The sequence below is a fragment of the Micromonospora sp. NPDC006431 genome (genome assembly GCF_042870725.1).
Classification (GTDB): Bacteria; Actinomycetota; Actinomycetes; order Mycobacteriales; family Micromonosporaceae; genus Micromonospora.
Genome location: NZ_JBIAHQ010000003.1, coordinates 448,072 through 463,993 on the forward strand (window position 1 = coordinate 448,072; position 15,922 = coordinate 463,993).

At 73.7% G+C, this 15,922-nt stretch carries 14 protein-coding genes; 8 read left to right on the top strand and 6 right to left on the bottom strand.

Annotated features, from left to right (window positions below; genetic code table 11):
- Window positions 1-48 precede the first annotated feature (48 nt).
- From ACFYM6_RS08500 to efeB, 6 genes are all read left to right on the top strand, one after another.
- The gene (locus ACFYM6_RS08500; protein WP_387273510.1) at window positions 49-1,059 is read left to right on the top strand and encodes a cation diffusion facilitator family transporter; all 1,011 of its coding nucleotides are present in this window, start codon (window positions 49-51) and stop codon (window positions 1,057-1,059) included.
- A gap of 2 nt (window positions 1,060-1,061) precedes the next feature.
- Window positions 1,062-2,213, top strand: a complete 1,152-nt coding sequence (gene manA, locus ACFYM6_RS08505) for a mannose-6-phosphate isomerase, class I (protein WP_387273512.1) — start codon at window positions 1,062-1,064, stop codon at window positions 2,211-2,213.
- 296 nt (window positions 2,214-2,509) lie between these two features.
- Window positions 2,510-4,009, top strand: coding sequence for an adenosylhomocysteinase (gene ahcY, locus ACFYM6_RS08510; protein ID WP_387273514.1), 1,500 nt, complete (start codon window positions 2,510-2,512; stop codon window positions 4,007-4,009).
- Window positions 4,010-4,306: 297 nt separating this feature from the next.
- Window positions 4,307-5,188, top strand: a complete 882-nt coding sequence (gene efeU, locus ACFYM6_RS08515) for an iron uptake transporter permease EfeU (protein WP_387273516.1) — start codon at window positions 4,307-4,309, stop codon at window positions 5,186-5,188.
- 30 nt (window positions 5,189-5,218) lie between these two features.
- Window positions 5,219-6,352 carry an iron uptake system protein EfeO gene (efeO, locus tag ACFYM6_RS08520; protein ID WP_387273518.1) on the top strand — a complete coding sequence of 378 codons (1,134 nt, stop codon included), beginning with the start codon at window positions 5,219-5,221 and terminating at the stop codon, window positions 6,350-6,352.
- Between the two features lie 94 nt (window positions 6,353-6,446).
- Window positions 6,447-7,733 carry an iron uptake transporter deferrochelatase/peroxidase subunit gene (gene efeB / locus ACFYM6_RS08525; RefSeq protein WP_387273520.1) on the top strand — a complete coding sequence of 429 codons (1,287 nt, stop codon included), beginning with the start codon at window positions 6,447-6,449 and terminating at the stop codon, window positions 7,731-7,733.
- A 93-nt stretch (window positions 7,734-7,826) separates the two neighbouring features.
- Here the strand turns inward: efeB and ACFYM6_RS08530 are convergent, their stop codons facing one another.
- Window positions 7,827-8,858: an RDD family protein gene (locus ACFYM6_RS08530; protein WP_387273522.1), complete on the bottom strand. Its 1,032-nt coding sequence runs from the start codon at window positions 8,856-8,858 to the stop codon at window positions 7,827-7,829.
- 41 nt (window positions 8,859-8,899) lie between these two features.
- On the opposite strand from ACFYM6_RS08530, the gene ACFYM6_RS08535 reads away from it, so the two are divergent.
- Window positions 8,900-9,931, top strand: coding sequence for a stage II sporulation protein M (locus ACFYM6_RS08535; protein WP_387273524.1), 1,032 nt, complete (start codon window positions 8,900-8,902; stop codon window positions 9,929-9,931).
- A gap of 25 nt (window positions 9,932-9,956) precedes the next feature.
- On the opposite strand, the gene ACFYM6_RS08540 is transcribed toward ACFYM6_RS08535, so the two are convergent.
- The 5 genes from ACFYM6_RS08540 to ACFYM6_RS08560 are packed head-to-tail and all read right to left on the bottom strand — an operon-like array spanning window position 9,957 to window position 15,016.
- Window positions 9,957-11,267 (bottom strand): DUF58 domain-containing protein, encoded by a 1,311-nt coding sequence (locus tag ACFYM6_RS08540; protein WP_387273526.1) that lies wholly within the window; start codon window positions 11,265-11,267, stop codon window positions 9,957-9,959.
- The gene (locus tag ACFYM6_RS08545; protein WP_387273528.1) at window positions 11,264-12,253 is read right to left on the bottom strand and encodes an AAA family ATPase; all 990 of its coding nucleotides are present in this window, start codon (window positions 12,251-12,253) and stop codon (window positions 11,264-11,266) included. Before ACFYM6_RS08545 ends, ACFYM6_RS08540 begins: the two co-directional genes overlap by 4 nt.
- Window positions 12,250-13,542 carry a DUF4350 domain-containing protein gene (locus ACFYM6_RS08550; protein WP_387273530.1) on the bottom strand — a complete coding sequence of 431 codons (1,293 nt, stop codon included), beginning with the start codon at window positions 13,540-13,542 and terminating at the stop codon, window positions 12,250-12,252. Before ACFYM6_RS08550 ends, ACFYM6_RS08545 begins: the two co-directional genes overlap by 4 nt.
- Complete coding sequence (locus tag ACFYM6_RS08555) at window positions 13,539-14,174, bottom strand: DUF4129 domain-containing protein (protein ID WP_387273532.1); 636 nt, start codon at window positions 14,172-14,174, stop codon at window positions 13,539-13,541. Before ACFYM6_RS08555 ends, ACFYM6_RS08550 begins: the two co-directional genes overlap by 4 nt.
- Entirely contained in the window at window positions 14,171-15,016 is an 846-nt protein-coding gene (locus ACFYM6_RS08560; protein ID WP_387273534.1) for a hypothetical protein, read from the bottom strand. The genes ACFYM6_RS08555 and ACFYM6_RS08560 overlap by 4 nt, the downstream gene beginning before the upstream one ends.
- Window positions 15,017-15,231: 215 nt before the next feature.
- Between ACFYM6_RS08560 and mtrA the strand changes: the two genes are divergently transcribed.
- Window positions 15,232-15,921: an MtrAB system response regulator MtrA gene (gene mtrA / locus ACFYM6_RS08565; RefSeq protein WP_073832804.1), complete on the top strand. Its 690-nt coding sequence runs from the start codon at window positions 15,232-15,234 to the stop codon at window positions 15,919-15,921.
- Window position 15,922 lies beyond the last annotated feature (1 nt).

The window sequence follows — 15,922 nt, forward strand, 5'->3', positions numbered from 1 at the left end:
CAGTGGCGCGGCGCCTCGCGTCGCCGGCGAGCGAAGCGAGGCGGCGGCGTGAGCGCGAACGGGGGCACGAGGGCGATCGTCGCCGCCCTGCTGGCCAACATCGGCATCGCCGTCACGAAGTTCGTCGCGTTCCTGCTGACCGGCTCGTCGTCGATGCTGGCCGAGTCGATCCACTCGGTCGCCGACTCCGGCAACCAGGGGCTGCTGCTGCTCGGCGGCCGGCGGGCCCAGCGGGAGGCCACTCCGCAGCACCCGTTCGGCTACGGCCGGGAGCGCTACATCTACGCGTTCATCGTGTCGATCGTGCTGTTCAGCCTCGGTGGTCTGTTCGCGCTGTACGAGGCGTACCACAAGTGGTCGCACCCGGAGGCGATCACCAAATGGCAGGCGGTGCCGGTGATCGTGCTGGTGGTCGCGATCGTGTTGGAGGGTTTCTCCTTCCGTACGGCCATCAAGGAGTCCAACCAGATCCGGGGCCGTCAGTCCTGGGTGCACTTCATCCGCCGGGCCAAGGCCCCGGAGCTGCCGGTGGTGCTGCTGGAGGACTTCGGCGCGCTGGTGGGTCTGGTCTTCGCGCTCTTCGGCGTCGGCATGACGCTGGCCACCGGCAACGGCCGGTGGGACGCTCTCGGCACCGCGATGATCGGCGTGCTGCTGGTGGCCATCGCGATCATCCTGGCCGTCGAGACGAAGAGCCTGCTGCTGGGTGAGGGCGCCGAGCCGAAGGACCTCGCCGCGATCGAGCGGGCTGTCACCGCCGGCCCGGAGGTGGAGCGGATCATCCACATGAAGACCCTCTACCTGGGGCCGGAGGAGCTGATGGTGGCCGCGAAGATCGCCGTGCCGGCCTGCGAGACGGCCGAGGAACTGGCCCGGGGCATCAACGCCGTGGAGGCGCGGATCCGCTCCGCCGTGCCGATCGCCCGGGTCATCTATCTGGAGCCCGACATCTACAGTGCGGCGGCGGACCGGGCCGGCACCGGTTCGGCCTCGCACACCGCGGTCCCGCAGCCCGACGAGGCCGGACCGGGTGAGGCGGCCGGGCCGGCCGGGAGCTGACCGTGGAGCTGTTGCAGGGCCGGATCCGGGACTACGCCTGGGGCTCGCGTACCGCGATCGCCGAGTTGCAGGGGCGACCGGTGCCGAGCGACGGGCCGGAGGCCGAGCTGTGGCTGGGTGCCCATCCGGGCGCCCCGGCCACGGTGGACCGGGACGGCAGCCAGGTCAGCCTCACTGAGCTGCTGCTGGCCGAGCCGGCGCACTGGCTGGGCGAGCGGGTGGTCGGCCGGTTCGGCACCCGGCTGCCGTTCCTGCTGAAGGTGCTGGCCGCGGACGCCCCGCTCAGCCTCCAGGCCCATCCGGATGCCGAGCAGGCCCGGGCCGGGCACGCGGCCGACACCGACCGGGTCAACTACGTCGACCCGTACCACAAGCCGGAGCTGCTGGTGGCGCTCTCCGAGTTCGAGGCGCTCTGCGGGTTCCGGGATCCGGCCGAGTCGGCGGCGGCGCTCGCGGCGTTCGGCGTACCGGTGCTGGAGCCGGTGGTGGCGGCGCTGCGCACCGGGCCGGCGGGGCTGCGGGAGGCCGTCCGCCTGCTGCTGAGCTGGCCGGAGGCGGAGCGGGCCGGGCTGGTGGCGGCCGTGCTGACGGCGGACGTCGCCGGGCCGGATGCGGTGCTGGCCCGGAGCCTGGCGGTCGACTACCCGGCCGACCCGGGGGTGCTGGTGGCGCTGCTGCTGCACCACGTCCGGCTGGTCCCGGGCGAGGCGATCTGGATGCCCGCCGGCAACCTGCACGCCTATCTGCGGGGCACCGGCGTGGAGATCATGGCGGCCAGCGACAACGTGCTGCGCGGCGGCCTCACCCCGAAGCGGGTGGACGTGGACGAGTTGTTGCGGGTGCTGCGGTTCGAGGTGCTCGACGAGCCGGTGGTCGCGCCGGTCGCGGTGGCGCCCGGGGTGGTGACCTGGCCGGTCCCGGTCGAGGATTTCGCGCTGCATCGGGTCGAGGTGGCGGCCCGCGGTCCGGGGGTGCGGTTGACGCTGCCCGGCCCGCGGGTGGTGCTCTGCCGCGTCGGCAAGCTCGTGGTGGACGACGGGGTCGGCACGGTGGTGCTGGGGCCGGGCCTGGCGGCGGTGGGCACCGCGGCTGGTGGGCCGCTGGTGATCGGCGGCGAGGGCGAGGCGTTCGTGGCCACCTGTGGGCTGCGCTGACCGCAGAGCCACCTGGGGCGAGTCCGACTTTCCCGAAATGGCTTGACGCGACAGTCGCTCAATGTGACTCTATGAGTACGCAGCGTTGTCGCGACGAAAGGTCCGGTAACGCGCGGGGAACCAAACCGGGGGGATGCACGGGGCGGCCGGACCGTGGGCGGAGAGTCCGTTCACGACCGACCGCCCCGTGCGCTGTCCGCCGAGCGGATCGGACGTCATCGGACAACCGGGCACGGGTGAAGAAGGCCACGCGCGTAAGGTAAAGCTGCGCAGCACTTCGTTCGACAGGAGCTTCCATGACCAGCACCCTCCCGGCGACCCCCAGCGGCGCGTCGTCCGAGGCCCGGCCGACCACCCTCGCCGAGGGCGACTACAAGGTGGCGGATCTGTCGCTCGCCGCGTTCGGGCGCAAGGAGATCCGGCTCGCCGAGCACGAGATGCCCGGCCTGATGGCGATCCGGCGGGAGTACGCCGACGCCCAGCCGCTCGCCGGCGCGCGTATCACCGGCTCGCTCCACATGACCATCCAGACCGCCGTCCTGATCGAGACCCTGGTGGCGCTCGGCGCGCAGGTCCGCTGGGCGTCCTGCAACATCTTCTCCACCCAGGACCACGCCGCTGCCGCGATCGTCGTCGGCCCGAACGGCACTCCCGAGGCCCCCGCCGGCGTCCCGGTCTACGCCTGGAAGGGCGAGAGCCTGGAGGAGTACTGGTGGTGCACCGAGCAGGTGCTCACCTGGCCGGACGGGCAGGGTCCCAACATGATCCTGGACGACGGCGGCGACGCCACCCTGCTCGTGCACAAGGGCTTCGAGTTCGAGAAGGCCGGCGTCGTGCCGCCGGTCGAGTCCGCCGACTCCGAGGAGTACGCGGTCATCCTCAAGCTGCTGCACCGCTCGCTCGCCGAGGACGGCCAGCGCTGGACCCGGATCGCCGGCGGCATCAAGGGCGTGACCGAGGAGACCACCACGGGCGTGCACCGGCTCTACGAGATGCACCGCAACGGCACCCTGCTCTTCCCGGCCATCAACGTCAACGACTCGGTGACCAAGAGCAAGTTCGACAACAAGTACGGCTGCCGGCACTCGCTCATCGACGGCATCAACCGGGCCACCGACGTGCTGATCGGCGGCAAGATGGCGGTCGTGCTCGGCTACGGCGACGTGGGCAAGGGCTGCGCCGAGTCGCTGCGCGGCCAGGGTGCCCGGGTCGTGGTGACCGAGGTCGACCCGATCTGCGCGCTCCAGGCGGCGATGGACGGCTACCAGGTCGCCACCCTGGACGACGTGGTCGAGCAGGCCGACATCTTCATCACCGCCACCGGCTGCTTCAGTGTCATCACCAATGAGCACATGGCCCGGATGAAGCACCAGGCCATCGTCGGCAACATCGGCCACTTCGACAACGAGATCGACATGGCCGGCCTGGCGAAGCGCTCGGACGTGACCCGGGAGAACATCAAGCCGCAGGTCGACGTCTGGCGGTTCGAGGACGGCCACGCGATCATCGTGCTCTCCGAGGGCCGCCTGCTGAACCTGGGCAACGCCACCGGGCACCCGAGCTTCGTCATGTCGAACTCGTTCGCCAACCAGACCATCGCCCAGATCGAGCTCTTCACCAAGACCGCCGAATACCCGATCGGCGTGTACGTGCTTCCCAAGCACCTGGACGAGAAGGTCGCCCGGCTGCACCTGGCCGCGCTCGGCGCCAAGCTGACCACCCTCTCCAAGGAGCAGGCCGCCTACCTCGGCGTGCCGCAGGAGGGGCCGTTCAAGCCGGAGCACTACCGCTACTGAGCCACACCCGAAAGGGACCGGGGTCGACCGCCGCGCGGTCGTCCCGGTCCCTTTCTGGTACGCGGACAATTCCGCCGGCCCCGGCGCGCCGCGCCGGCTCCCGGTGGTCAGGTGGGGCCGCCGGATGGCGCTGGTGACCTTCGCCACCGTCAGGGAAAGGTGGGCTGACCAGCGCTTGTCCGGTTGCCGTCGATCCGGGTGACGTTCTCTTGAACGACTTGACGGCGGCCCGGATCAGGAGGAAGGTATGGCTGCCCTAAGTTAACTGAGGCGTGCCTAACCAATCACGGAGTACCGATGTTCGCCACGTACCTGATCGGCCTGCGGGAAGGCCTGGAGGCGACCCTCGTGGTCAGCATCCTGGTCGCGTTCCTGGTCAAGTCGAACCGCCGCAACCGGCTGCCGCACGTGTGGCTCGGTGTCGGCGCGGCCGTGGCCCTGTCGGTGCTCTTCGGCTGGCTGATCGAGTACACCTCGACCGCGCTGCTGCGGACCTCGGAGTCGCGGGAACTCTTCGACGCGATCACCTCCGTCGCCGCCGTCGTCTTCGTCACCTGGATGATCTTCTGGATGCGCAAGGCCGCCCGGAGTATCGCCGGTGAGCTGCGCGGCAAGCTCACTGAGGCGCTCGCCGTCGGCGCCTTCGCGGTGATGGGCATGGCGTTCCTCGCGGTCATCCGGGAAGGCCTGGAGACCGCACTGATCTTCTACTCCGCCGCGAAGAGCACCGTCGGCGGTGCCGGCCGGGATGCCATGGTCGCGCTGGTCGGGGGCATCGCCACCGCCGTGCTGATCGGCTTCCTGCTCTACCGCAGCGCCCTCAAGCTCAACCTGAGCAAGTTCTTCACCTGGACCGGTGCGCTGCTGATCCTGGTCGCCGCCGGCATCTTCAAGTACGGCGTGCACGACTTCCAGGAAGCCGGTGTGCTGCCCGGCCTCAACAACCACGCCTTCGACATCTCCTCGGTGCTCGACCCGAGCACCTGGTACGCGACCCTGCTCAGCGGCATGTTCAACATCACCGCCGCCCCGAGCGTGCTCGAGATGGTCGCCTGGGTGGCGTACGCGGTGCCGGTGCTCGTCCTCTTCCTGCGCAAGCCGGCCAAGCCGGTCGCCAAGCCGGCCGAGGCGGCGAAGCCCGCCACCGAAGCGTCCGCCAGCCCCGTGCAGCCCGCCTGATCGCCCGTTTCCTGAGGAGACACACCACCGATGCGTACCACTCGATTCGTCGTGCCCGCCGCCGCCGGGATGCTCGCCGTCGCCGGCCTGGCCGGCTGCAGTGGTGGCGACGACAAGTCGGACGCGAAGTCCGGCGGGCCGATCGCGGTCAAGGCCACCGACAGCGCCTGTGAGGTGGGCGCCACCGAGATCGAGGCTGGTCAGGTGACCTTCAAGGTGACCAACTCCGGGTCCAAGGTCAACGAGTTCTACGTGTACGCCACCGGTGACCGGGTGATGGGCGAGGTGGAGAACATCGCTCCCGGCCTGAGCCGCGAGCTGCGGGTCGAGCTGCCCGCCGGGACGTACGAGACCGCCTGCAAGCCGGGGATGAGCGGCCGGGGCATCCGGGGCGCGCTGAAGGTCAGCGGCACCGCCGATTCCGTCGCCCCCGACGCCGCGCTGAGCGAGGCCACCGCCAGCTACCAGCGCTACGTCAACAGCCAGACCGCCGCGCTGCTGGCAAAGACCGAGGAGTTCGCGGCCGCGGTCAAGGCCAACGACGTGGCGAAGGCCAAGGCGCTGTACCCGGTGGCTCGCACCTACTTCGAGCGGATCGAGCCGGTCGCGGAGAGCTTCGGCGACCTCGACCCGAAGATCGACGGCCGGGAGGAGGTCATCGAGGACGGCATGGCGTGGACCGGCTACCACCGGCTCGAGAAGGACCTCTGGACCCGCGGCGACATCAGCAAGGACGGTCCGATCGCCGACCAGCTGGTCACCGACGTCAAGGCGCTGGTGGCGAAGGCCAACGCCGAGAAGCTCACCCCGCTCCAGCTCGCCAACGGCGCCAAGGGGTTGCTCGACGAGGTGGCCAGCGGCAAGATCACCGGCGAGGAGGAGCGGTACTCGCACACCGACCTCTGGGACTTCAGCGCCAACCTCGAGGGCTCCAAGGCAGCGATCTCCGCGCTGCGCCCGGCGCTGGAGCAGCGCTCGCCCGACCTGGTCAAGCAGCTCGACACCGAGTTCGCCAACGTGGAGTCGACCCTCGGCAAGCACCGCGCCGGTGACGGCTGGAAGCTCCACACCCAGCTCAGCAAGGCCGAGCTGAAGGAACTCTCCGACAGCATCAACGCGCTGGCCGAGCCGGTCAGCAAGGTGGCCGCAGTCGTCGCCCGATGACGACCGGGTCCGGAGGTGACGCCATGAGCAAGCGAATCATCGGGCGCAGTGCGGATCGGCCCCATGGCGACGCCGACCGGCGGGAGGCGACGGCATGAGCGAGCAGAGCACCGGGACCACCCTGTCGCGGCGGCGGGCCATCACCCTGGCCGGGGTCGGCGTGGCCGGCGTGGCCGGAGTCGCGGGCGGAGCGGGCGCGCTGCTCGGCGGCGGCGACCACGCGGCGGCCACCGACAAGGCCGCCGGGGCGGTGCCGTTCCACGGCGAGCACCAGGCCGGCATCACCACCCCGGCCCAGGACCGGCTGCACTTCGTCGCGTTCGACGTGATCACCAAGGACCGGGCGAAGCTCGTCGCGCTCCTGCAGGAGTGGACCGCCGCCGCGGCCCGGATGACCGCGGGCAAGGACGCCGGCCTGGTCGGTGCGGTCGGCGGCGTCCCGGAGGCTCCGCCGGACGACACCGGCGAGGCGCTCGGCCTGCCCCCGTCGCAGCTCACCCTCACCGTGGGCTTCGGCCCGACGCTGTTCCGCGACGCCCAGGGCAAGGACCGGTTCGGCATCGCCGACAAGCGTCCGGCCGCCCTCGCCGACCTGCCGCACTTCGCCGGGGACGCGCTCCGGCCGGAGATCTCCGGCGGGGACATCTGCGTCCAGGCCTGCGCCAGCGACCCGCAGGTGGCGGTGCACGCCATCCGCAACCTGGCCCGGATCGGCATGGGTGTGGTCAGCGTCCGCTGGTCCCAGCTCGGCTTCGGGCGTACCTCGTCGACCTCGCGGGACCAGGCCACCCCGCGCAATCTGTTCGGTTTCAAGGACGGCACCGCCAACCTGAAGGCCGAGGACGCCACCCTGCTTCGGGAGCAGCTCTGGGCGCAGCCCGGCGACGGGCCGGACTGGATGACCGGCGGGTCGTACCTGGTCACCCGCAAGATCCGGATGCTGATCGAGACGTGGGACCGCAGCTCGCTGACCGAGCAGGAGCAGATCGTCGGCCGGACCAAGGGCAGCGGCGCCCCGCTGGGCCGGGCCGGCGAGTTCGACGAGCCGGACCTCGCCGCCAAGGGCGACGACGGGCAGCCGGTGATCGCCGAGACCGCGCACGTCCGGCTCGCCCACCCCTCGCTGAACAACGGGGCGCACCTGCTGCGTCGCGGCTACAACTTTGTGGACGGCTCGGACGGTCTGGGCCGGCTCGACGCCGGGCTCTTCTTCATGGCGTACCAGCGGGACCCGCGCCGGCAGTTCGTGCCGATCCAGACCCGGCTCGCCCGGAACGACGCGATGAACGAGTACCTGCGGCACGTCTCCAGCGGGCTCTTCGCCTGCCCGCCGGGCGTCCGCGACGCCGCCGACTGGTGGGGTCGCGCCCTCTTCTCCTGACCGCCGCACCCGGGGCACGGCGCGGCCTGACCCGACCGGTCGATCGCTGACGCCTCAGCCACCCGCCCGGCGGCGGGTCAGGCCGGTCACCCGTCAGCGATCAACGAGATCCGTCCCGGCCGGCCGGGACCAGGTGGGTGAGCGCTCCGCCTCGACCGGGGTGGGCTGTCCGCGTACCGGATCGGGCTGGGTGGGGACGGCGCGTGCCGGCGCGGCGGGCCGTAGCGGGGCCGCGGGCGGCGGGCTTGCGGGCGGGGCCGCGGCTGCCGACGGCGGGGCCAGCTCCGGCCAGAGGGCGGCGGTGACCATTCGGGTACGCCCCAGCCGGTAGGCGGCGCGCCGGCCACGCTCGGCCAGCACGGCGGCCAGGTACGCCGGCTCGGGCGCGGCCCACGGCGGAGGCGGCGAGATGACCGCGGCGACCTCGGCCCAGAGCTGCCGGCCCAGCCGGCTGCGGTCCGGCTCGGCGAGCTGGTGCACCCGGCCGAGATACTGCCGCACGGCCAGGGCCAACCCGTCGTCCAACCGGGTCAGGTCGAGGCTCCGCGCCCAGCCGAGCAGCGGCAGCACGGCCGGCGGAGCCGGGCGCCAGCTGCCCGCGCCCCGGGTGTGCACCACCAGCGTGCCGGCCACCAGGTCGCCCAGCCGTCGCCCACGCGGGTCGGTCAGCATCACCGTCACGCTCGCCACCCAGCTCAGCAGCGGCAGCACCAGGCCCGGCCACTCCACCGCGACGCCCACCAAGGCCCGGGTCAGCGACTGGCCGATCCCCACCGGGCCGCCGTCGGCGCGGACCACCCGCAGCCCCACGGCCAGCTTGCCGAGCGTCCGGCCGCCGACGAAGCGTTCCATCAGCACCGGGTAGCCGACCAGCACAACGACCACCAGCACCGTCTGCAACGCGCCGGACAGCGCGGCGTCCACGATGTCCCACGGCAGGCTGAACAGCACCACCGACAGCCCGACGGCCAGCAGCAGCGCCACCGCCAGCTGGGCCAGCAGGTCGATCAGCAGGGCCAGCACCCGGGAGCCCAGCCGGGCCGCCCGGACGTCCAGCTCCACCGCCTCGCCGCTGACCAGACCGGCGTCGGTCGAGCGCGCCGGGGAGGAAGGTTGCGCTCTCACCCGGACAGTGAACACTATGAGCGCCGGACGGGGGAGGCAGAGTGGACGTCGACGCGTACGTGGCGGCGCACGGCGCCGAGTGGCGGCGGCTGGAGCAGTTGACCGGGCGGCGCCGGCTCGACGCGGCCGAGGTCGACGAGCTGGTCGTGCTCTACCAGCGGGCCGCCACCCACCTGTCCGCGCTGCGCAGCCGCGCCCCCGACCCGTTGCTGGTCAACCGCCTCTCCCAGCTGGTGCTGGCGGCCCGGGCGCGGATCACCGGCCGGCCCCGGCCGTCCTGGGCGGCGGTCCGCCGCTTCCTCCTCGCCGACCTGCCGGCCGCCCTCTACCGGGCCTGGCCCTGGTGGTGCGGGGTGGCGACCGGGTTCAGCGCGCTCAGCTTCTTCCTCATCTGGTTCGTCGCCGGCCACCCGGACACCGCCGCCGCGTTCATCGGCGAGGAGGCCGCCGGGCAGCTGGTCGACTCGGGCTTCGCCGGCTACTACACCGAGTTCGCCGCGCCGACCTTCGCATTCCAGCTCTGGACGCACAACGCCTGGCTCGCCGCGCAGTGCCTCGCCGCCGGGGTGCTGGTGGTGCCGGTGTTCTACCTGCTGTGGCAGAACGCGCTGAACATCGGCGTGGTCGGCGGCGTGATGATCTCGTACGGCCGGGGCGACGTCTTCTTCGGGCTGATCACCCCGCACGGGCTGCTCGAACTGACCGGGATCTTCGTGGCGGCCGGGGTCGGGCTGCGTACCGGCTGGGCGTGGATCGCGCCGCCCGCGCACCTGAGCCGCGGCCGGGCGGTCGCCGAGGCCGGCCGCTCGGCGATCGTAGTGGCCGCCGGGCTGGTCGGGCTCTTCGCGGTCTCCGCGCTGCTGGAAGCGTTCGTGACCCCGGCGCCGCTGCCGGTCGCCGTCCGGGTGGCCGTCGGCGCCACCGTCTGGCTGGCCTTCCTGGCGTACGCCCTGCTGCTCGGCCGCCACGCCGCCACTCGCCGGGCACCCCGCGTCCCCGGCGGCGCTGCCCCGGCGGCCCGGCTTTCCGAGAATGAGTGGCCATCCGGCGCGGAACAGCCGCGCGTTCCGTGAACCTGGCCGGGCCTTGAGCGGACGGTCAGAGTTGGCCGAGGGATTTGAGGCGGAGGTAGGTGTCAGCGACCGCCGGGGCGAGCCGGTCGGCGGGAGCGTCCACCACGGTCACCCCGTGCCCGCCCAGGGCGGCCCGCACCCGGTCCCGTTCGGCCAGCGCCCGCCAGGCCGCCGCCGCCGCGTACGCGTCGTCCGGGCCGGTCGGCGGGGCGACGGTGAGCCCGGTCAGCACCGGGTCGTGGGTCGCCGCGATCACCACCCGGTGCCGGGCGGCCAGCCGGGGCAGCACCGGCAGCAGCCCTTCGCCGAGCGCGCCCGCCTCCAACGCGGTGAAGAGCACCACCAGGCTGCGCTGCCGCTCCCGGCGCAGCACCTCACCGGCGATCAGTTCGAAGTCGGTCTCCACCAGCGCCGGCTGGAGCGAGGCGACCGCGTCCACCAGGCGGGCCAGCAGCGCGGGCCGGCCGCTGCCGGTGACCGTGGCGCGGACGGAGGCGTCGGCGGCGAGCAGGTCGACCCGGTCACCGGCCCGGGCGGCCAGCGCGGTGAGCAGCAGCGCCGCATCGATCGCGGTGTCCAGCCGGGGCTCGTCGCCGATGCGTACCGCCGAGGTGCGGCCGGTGTCCAGGACGCAGACCAGCCGACGGTCCCGCTCCGGCCGCCAGGTACGCACCAGCACGTCGGAGCGGCGCGCGCTGGCCCGCCAGTCGATCGAGCGCACGTCGTCGCCGACGACGTATTCGCGCAGGGTGTCGAACTCGGTGCCGTGGCCGCGTCCCCGGGTCACCTGGACGCCGTCGATGACCCGCAGCTTCGCCAGTTTCTCGGGCAGGTGCCGCCGCGAGTCGAAGCGGGGCAGCACGCGCAGCGTCCACGGTGGCGTGGCCGGGTGGCCGGCGCGCTGCCGGAACGCCAGCCGCAGCGGCCCGAGCGAGCGTACGGTCAGCGTCGCGGCGGGCCGGTCGCCACGCCGGGCCGGGGTGAGGCGGACGGGCAGCGCGCTCGTCCCGCCCGGCTCGACGGTCAGCACCCGTCCCGGCGGTACGTCCGGCCGGGCCCCCGCCGACGGCAGCCAGGCATCGCGCACCTGGGCACGCAGCGTACGGTCGGCGGCGTTGGCCAGGTGCAGGGTGACCGTGGCGGTGCCGCCCAGCCGGATCGCCCGGTCCCCGGTGCGGGTGGCGGTGAGCGCGTGCAGCGGCGCCGCGAGGGCCCAGTCGATCGCGACGAGCAGCAGCACGGCACCGGTCATCACGGCGACGCCGAGGAACGGCGCCGGCCAGGCCGGCAGGGTCGCCGCGCCGATGGCGAGCAGCAGCCCCGCTCGCCAGGTCATCGTGGGGTCGGCACGGTGGCCAGCACCGTGTCCAGCACCGCGTCGACCGTCACGCCCTCCAGCTCCACCTCGGGGCGCAGCCGGAGCCGGTGCCGCAGGGTCGGCCGGGCCACCGCCTTCACGTCGTCCGGGGTGACGTGGCCGCGTCCGGCCAGCCAGGACCACGCCTTGGCGGTGTTGAGCAGCGCGGTGGCGCCCCGGGGCGAGGCGCCCAGCTCCAGCGCCGGGGTGGCCCGGGTGGCCCGGCACAGGTCCACGAGGTACCCGAAGAGCGGCTCGGCCACGTGTACGCGACCGACCGCCTCCCGGGCGGCGGCCAGGTCGGCCGCGGTGGCCACCGGGCGTACGCCGGCCGCGGCCAGGTCGCGCGGGTCGAAGCCGGCGTGGTGCGCGCGGAGCACGCCCAGTTCCTCGTCGCGGCTGGGCAGCGGCACGGTCAGCTTGAGCAGGAACCGGTCGAGCTGCGCCTCGGGCAGCGGGTAGGTGCCCTCGTACTCGACGGGGTTCTGGGTGGCGGCGACGATGAACGGGTCGGGCAGCGCCCGCCGCTCGCCCTCGACGGAGACCTGCCGTTCCTCCATCACCTCCAGCAGTGCCGACTGGGTCTTCGGCGGCGTCCGGTTGATCTCGTCGGCGAGGAGCAGGTTGGTGAAGACCGGCCCCTCCCGGAAGGTGAACGCGGCGGTGTGCGGGTCGAAGATCAGCGACCCGGTGACGTCGCCGGGCATCAGGTCCGGGGTGAACTGCACCCGCTTGGAGTCCAGGTCGAGGGCGGTGGCCACGGTCCGGATCAGCAGGGTCTTGGCCACCCCGGGTACGCCCTCCAGCAGCACGTGCCCCCGGCAGAGCAGCGCGATCACCAGCCCGGTGACCACCGCGTCCTGGCCGACGACGGCCTTGGCCACCTCGGCCCGCAGCCGGTGCAGGGCGGCCCGGGCGTCGGGCTGCGGGGCGGCCGGTGCGGCGGCGATGACAGGTCCGGTCACCGGGGGTCTCCTTCGGTCGGGTGGGCGACGGTACGGGTCAGGGTGTCCAGGTCGCGGGCCAGGTCCAGCAGTTCCTGGTCGGTGGTCGGCTCGGCGCCGTGCAGCAGCTCCGCCACCCGCTCGGGATCGGCCCCGGCGTACGCGGCGACCCGGGCGGCCACCTCGGCCGGTGGCGTGTCGGGCGGCAGGTTGAGCCGGGGCAGCAGCCGGTCCAGCGCGGCGGCGCGCAGGGTCTCGGCGGCCGGGCCCCGGGCACCGGCCCGGCGGTAGAGCCGGGCCCGGCCGAGCACCGTCTCGGCGGAGTGGACGGTCACCGGCAGTGGCTCGGGCACGGGCGGGCCGAGCCGTCGGGCGCGCCAGAGCACCACCAGCAACCCGGCCAGCGAGAGCTGCACCAGCAGTGCCCAGAACCAGGCCGGGAAGGCGTCCCAGAGCGGGTTCTGCCGCGCCGGTGGGCGGTCCGCGTGGTCGTCGTCGAAGTCCCCGCGGCGGGGTGGGACGCCGTCGCCGGCGGTGGGGCTCGGCGACCAGCCGGATCCGCTGGGCGTGGGCGCCGGGCCGGGCAGGTCGAGCCAGATCAGCGGTCGGGGGCCGCCGAGCAGGCCGGTGGCGAGAGTCCGGTTGCCCCACTCGTCGATGCGGTCGTTGCGAAACGGGTCGCTGGCCCCGATCACCACCACCTCGGTACGCCCCGGCACCCGGACCAGCCCGCCGGAGTAGCAGCGGTCGACCGGCGCGGCGCTGCGGGCGGCGTACCGCTGGCGGTCGGCGGCGGCGGTGCCGGCGCGGGCGGCCTCGGCCAGCCGGCAGGGGTGGCCGTCGGCGTCCGGGGAGGTGGCCCGGGTGGCCCAGCGGCCGTCGGTGGGCCGCAGCGGCAGGTCCAGCTGTTCCAGCATCCGGCGGGGCGGGTCGACCAGCACCAGCCGGCTGCCGGTGGGCAGGTCGGCCAGGGCGGCGACGGTGGCCGGGTGCACCAGTTCCGGGGCCGGTACGAAGAGCGTGGCCGGGCCCGGCCTGGTGGCCAGCAGCGCCTGGCTGGTGTCGGTCTCCCGGCGTACGGTCACGCCCTGCTCGCGCAGCGCCTCGGCCAGCCGGCTGCCGCCGTCGTCGGCGGTGGTGACCGGGGAGAGGAAACCCTGGTCGGTCGGGTCGGGCTGGTCGACGGCGTGGAACACCAGGGTGGCCACGATCAGCAGCACCGCCAGCCCGAGCGGGATCAGTAGCCGGTGCCGGGGTCGTCGGGGTCGCGGCGGGGCGACCGGGTGGGTCGGGTCGAGGGTGGTGGTCACCGGGGCTCACCGTCCCGGGCCAGCTCGCGGTGCAGGTCGGTGGCGAGGTCGCGCATTCGGTGGTCGTGCTCGGGCGTGGCCGGGAGTTGCGCGTACCAGAGGTCGGAGAAGATCGTGCCGGCGGCGTGCAGGGTGGGCCGCACCCCGGGCCGGACGTGGGCGGCAGCCGTGGTCAGCTCGGTGACGGTCATCCCGGGGCGCGGTTCCACGACCCGCCGGTCGACCAGTGCGCGGACCATGTCGCGCAGCCGCTCCCGGACGGCTTCGGCGTACCGGCCCTCGGCGGCGAGCCGGTCGGCGAGGCTGGCGAGTCCGGGCGCCGCCGGCTCGGGGGCGCGGGGCGCGGGCACCGGGACGGCCGGGTCCGCCGGTCGGGTCGCCCGCCGTCGGCGCGGCAGCCGGAGCCGGGGCAGCCGCAATCTGGGTAGTCGCAGCCGCGGTCGGCGTAGCCGGGGGATCCGCAGCCGCGGCCGGCGCAGCCGCGGCCGGGGGAGCCGGCGTGGCACCCAGGCCGGGAAGAAGTACCAGGCCAGGGCGGCCAGCAGCGCGGCGAGCAGCAGGAGCAGGGCGGCCAGCGGCAGCGGTACGACGTCCCCGAGCGCGGCGACGGCCTCGGTCCACCACCGGCTCACCGCTGGACCGCCAGCAGGACGGGTTCCGGGGTGCCGGCCGGGGCGCGGGAGAGGCGGATGTCCAGACCCTCGGTGCGCATCCGGGTCTCCAGGTGCAGGACCGCGTCGAGGCAGGCCAGTGCGGGGTACGCGAGCGCGTTGACGGCGACCCAGGCGGCCGTGGCGACCGGCAGCGCGTACGCGTCGAGGTCGAACAGGCCCAGCAGCCCGAGGCCGTGGTAGACGCCGAGGCCGATGCCGAGCCGGATCAGCCACCAGCCCAGGTAGCCGAGGAGCCGGATGCCGGCGGCCCGCCCGCCGGCGCGGAACGCGAGCGTGAGCGCCCGCCCTGGCGCCCGGTACGCGGGCAGCCGGTCCACCACCAGCGCCGGGACGACCGCGCCGAGCAGCCCGTACGCGACGAACCAGGCCGGCCCGGTCAGCCCGGCGAGGCCGACGCCGAGGCCGACCCCCGCGGCGGCGAGCAGGGTGGCGCCCCACCGGGCGCCGCCAGGGCGCAGCAGCTCCCGCGGGCCGGCCCGGCGGCCGAGCAGCGCGGCCCCGGCGCCCCGGGCGGCCGGGTTGCCGAGCAGCGCGATGATCAGCGCCTCGGTCCCGGCGCCGAGCGCGAGCAGCAGCCAGAACCAGCCGAGCCGGTCGGGATCGAGCCAGTACGCCGGCGGGCGCGCGTCGGCCAGCACCCGCAGCGGGTGCAGCAGGGCCTGCTCGGCGAGGGCCAGCAGGACGGCGAGCGGGACCAGCAGCCGGGCCTGGCCGCGCAGCAGCAGGACGGCCGAGTCCAGCAGTTCACCCACCGTCAGCGGGCGGCGCGGGAGCACCGCGGTCGGGCCGACGTCGGGCACGCGTACTCCTGGCGGACGGGCGACGGGTGGCGGGCGGCGACACGCCCGAGGGATCATGGTTGCACGGCAGGTCCGATTCCGGTGGACCCGTCCACCGCGGGCGCGCCACGCTGGGCATCCGCGCGGTCAGCGGTGGTGTCGGGCCGTTCCCGGCAGTACCGTGCCGTGATGACGCCGAACCCTCCTAACCGAACGGGGATGGAACGATAAACCCCATGAGAGCCCGGGTACTGGTGGTCGACGACGACCCCGCGCTCGCCGAGATGCTCGGCATCGTCCTGCGCAGCGAGGGTTTCGTGCCCTCCTTCGTCGCGGACGGGGAACGGGCATTGGCCGCATTCCGCGACAGTCGGCCCGATATCGTCCTGCTCGACCTGATGCTGCCCGGTATGAGCGGTATCGACGTGGCCCGGGCGATCCGGGCCGAGTCGGGCGTGCCGATCGTCATGCTGACCGCCAAGAGCGACACCGTGGACGTGGTGCTCGGGCTGGAGTCCGGGGCCGACGACTACGTGGTCAAGCCGTTCAAGCCCAAGGAGCTGGTGGCCCGGATGCGGGCCCGGCTGCGCCGGGGCGAGGACGTCGCACCAGAGCTGCTCACCATCGGCCCGCCCGGCAACCAGATCACCATCGACGTGCCGGCGCACACGGTCACCCGGGACGGCGAGGAGGTGAAGCTGACGCCGCTGGAGTTTGACCTGCTGGTCGCGCTCGCCCGCAAACCGCGTCAGGTCTTCACCCGCGAGGTGCTGCTGGAGCAGGTCTGGGGCTACCGGCACGCCGCCGACACCCGCCTGGTCAACGTGCACGTCCAGCGGCTGCGGGCCAAGATCGAGCCGGATCCGGAGCGGCCGGAAATCATCCTCACAGTGCGGGGCGTGGGCTACAAGGCGGGTACCGGATAGC

What these genes read in the sequence shown, in the direction of transcription:
- efeO (WP_387273518.1), top strand. Translation starts at nt 5,219, where the DNA reads ATGCGTACCACTCGATTCGTCGTGCCCGCCGCCGCCGGGATGCTCGCC.
- efeB (WP_387273520.1), top strand. Translation starts at nt 6,447, where the DNA reads ATGAGCGAGCAGAGCACCGGGACCACCCTGTCGCGGCGGCGGGCCATC.
- efeU (WP_387273516.1), top strand. Translation starts at nt 4,307, where the DNA reads ATGTTCGCCACGTACCTGATCGGCCTGCGGGAAGGCCTGGAGGCGACC.
- mtrA (WP_073832804.1), top strand. Translation starts at nt 15,232, where the DNA reads ATGAGAGCCCGGGTACTGGTGGTCGACGACGACCCCGCGCTCGCCGAG.
- ACFYM6_RS08540 (WP_387273526.1), bottom strand. Translation starts at nt 11,267, where the DNA reads ATGACCTGGCGAGCGGGGCTGCTGCTCGCCATCGGCGCGGCGACCCTG.
- ahcY (WP_387273514.1), top strand. Translation starts at nt 2,510, where the DNA reads ATGACCAGCACCCTCCCGGCGACCCCCAGCGGCGCGTCGTCCGAGGCC.